The organism is Frankia sp. CoWAU3, from assembly GCF_977971855.1.
Window position 1 is genome coordinate 1,018 of sequence record NZ_CDWWXB010000313.1, and the last position, 2,302, is coordinate 3,319.

General features: G+C 66.9%; 1 protein-coding gene and 1 pseudogene. One reads left to right on the forward strand and one right to left on the reverse strand.

The annotated features are described in order from the left end of the window. Window positions 1–257: pseudogene (locus AC08ON_RS17755) on the reverse strand (helix-turn-helix transcriptional regulator); the annotation flags it as partial. A 217-nt stretch (window positions 258–474) separates the two neighbouring features. Between AC08ON_RS17755 and AC08ON_RS17760 the strand changes: the two are divergent. Further along, entirely contained in the window at window positions 475–2,184 is a 1,710-nt protein-coding gene (locus AC08ON_RS17760; protein ID WP_476608400.1) for an AMP-binding protein, read from the forward strand. The last annotated feature ends 118 nt before the right edge of the window (window positions 2,185–2,302 follow it).

The window sequence follows — 2,302 nt, forward strand, 5'->3', positions numbered from 1 at the left end:
CTCCGCGCGCTGGCGTAGTCGGTCACCCCGACCGGGCGGCCCTGCAGGATCACCCGGCCGCCCAGTCCCGTGCCGGGACAGACCTCCAGATTGTGCAGGCCGGTGGTGCGAGTGCCCAGGAACTCCGTCAGGCGCAAGCGGTTGCCACCCACCTCACCGGCGAATGCCACCGGGACTCCGCCCTGCCGGATGATGGTGCGCAGCTCGGCCCGCAAGGCCGCGCGGTCGTCTGGACGAAGTAATCGGGTGTCACTCATCGCGTCCGTCCTCATTGCGCACACCGCTATGTTGTGCACGTCACAGTAACCCGGCCGAGGCAAGCCGTCGACCGGCCATCCCCGTGACCATCACGCGACCATCACGTGGCTACCTCCGCTACCACCCCGTGGCCATCCCCGCCTGCTACCAACTTTCGGGGGTGGCCGGCGGGGGCGGCTCGGCACGACTCTGTGCGGTGTTGGAAGGAGTTTGCCGATGACGTCGACTGCCGCGACCGAGACCTACCGCACTGCCCGCGATCTTCTGATCAACTTGCGCACGGACTACGGCAAGGCGCTGGAGGAGTTCCGCTGGCCACGGTTCGAAGGCCAGTTCAACTGGGCCATCGACTGGTTTGACCCAATCGCCCGGAACAACGACCGGGTGGCGCTGTGGATCGTGGAAGAGGATGGTTCGGAACGTCGGTGCACCTATGACGAGATGGCCCGTCGCTCGGACCGGGTAGCGACCTGGCTTGCCGGGTTAGGCATCGGCAAGGGCGATCCGGTGATCCTCATGCTCGGCAACCAGGTGGAGCTCTGGGAGTCGATGCTGGCGCTCATGAAGCTGGGCGCGGTAATCATACCCACCACTACCGCGATCGGTCCGACGGACCTCGCCGACCGGATCGAACGCGGCGGCGCCACCTGCGTGATCGCCAATGCCGCCGACGCGGTGAAGGTCAAGCTGAAAAACCTGAACGGTGTCATTGTAGGTGGCGAGGCCGCCGGCTGGCGCCCCTACACCGAGGCCGACGGCGTCACCGAGGTGCACCGGTTCGAATCCCGTACCGCCCCCACCGATCCGCTGCTGTTCTACTTCACCTCCGGAACCACCAGCCGGCCCAAACTCGTCGAGCACAGCCAGGTGTCCTATCCGGTCGGGCACCTGTCCACCCTGTACTGGACCGGGGTGCAACCCGGTGACGTGCATCTCAACATCAGTTCCCCTGGCTGGGCAAAGCACGCGTGGAGCTCGTTTTTCGTGCCGTGGATCGCCGAAGCAACGATCTTCGTCTACAACTACGGCACGTTCGACCCCGCCAAGCTGCTGGCGCAGCTCCGCCGGGCTGGCGTAACCACGATGTGCGCGCCGCCGACCGTGTGGCGCATGCTCATCAAGGTCGATCTTTCCGGCGGGCCCGGCGCGCTGCGCGAGGTGCTGTCGGCCGGTGAACCCCTCAATCCGGAGGTCATCGACCAGGTCCGCGCCCACTGGGGCCTGACCCTGCGCGACGGGTTCGGCCAAACCGAGACGACCGCCCAGGTCGGCAACTCACCTGGCGCCGCCGTCAAGCCGGGGTCGATGGGCCGTCCGCTGCCGGGCGTGCCCACGGTCCTGGTCGACCCGGTGAGCGGCCAGCGCTCCAGCACTGAGGGAGAGCTGTGCCTCGATCTGGCCGCGCACCCGCTCGCGCTAATGACCAGTTACCGTGGCGACCCCGAACGCAACGCGGAAGTACTGGCCGGCGGCTACTACCACACCCGTGACGTCGCATCCCTCGACGAGGACGGCTACCTCACCTACATCGGCCGTACCGACGACGTGTTCAAGGCCTCGGACTACAAGGTGTCCCCCTTCGAACTGGAAAGCGTCCTCGTCGAACACCCGGCTGTGCTTGAGGCAGCCGTCGTGCCCGCACCCGACGAGGTACGCCTGGCCGTGCCGAAGGCCTACATCGCACTTGCTCCGGGATGGGAGCCGAACCGCGAGACAGCGGAGGCGATCCTCCGTCACGCCCGCGAAAACCTTGCCCCCTACCTGCGCGTCCGGCGGCTGGAGTTCTACGACCTACCCAAAACGATCTCCGGCAAGATCCGGCGCGTCGAGCTGCGCAGCAGGGAGAGCGAAGCCGCGGGCACCCGCCTCAGCATGGAGTACCGCGACACCGACTTTCCCAGGCTGACCAGCCGTAAGGCCGACTGATCGACCAGACACCGCGGGCCGTGGACGGGGCGCGCTGGAGTCAGGGCCGCGCAGAGATCACGCTACGTTGTGATCGGTGACGTTTTGTAGACGTGCTGTGGGGTGACTCGGGGCGCCC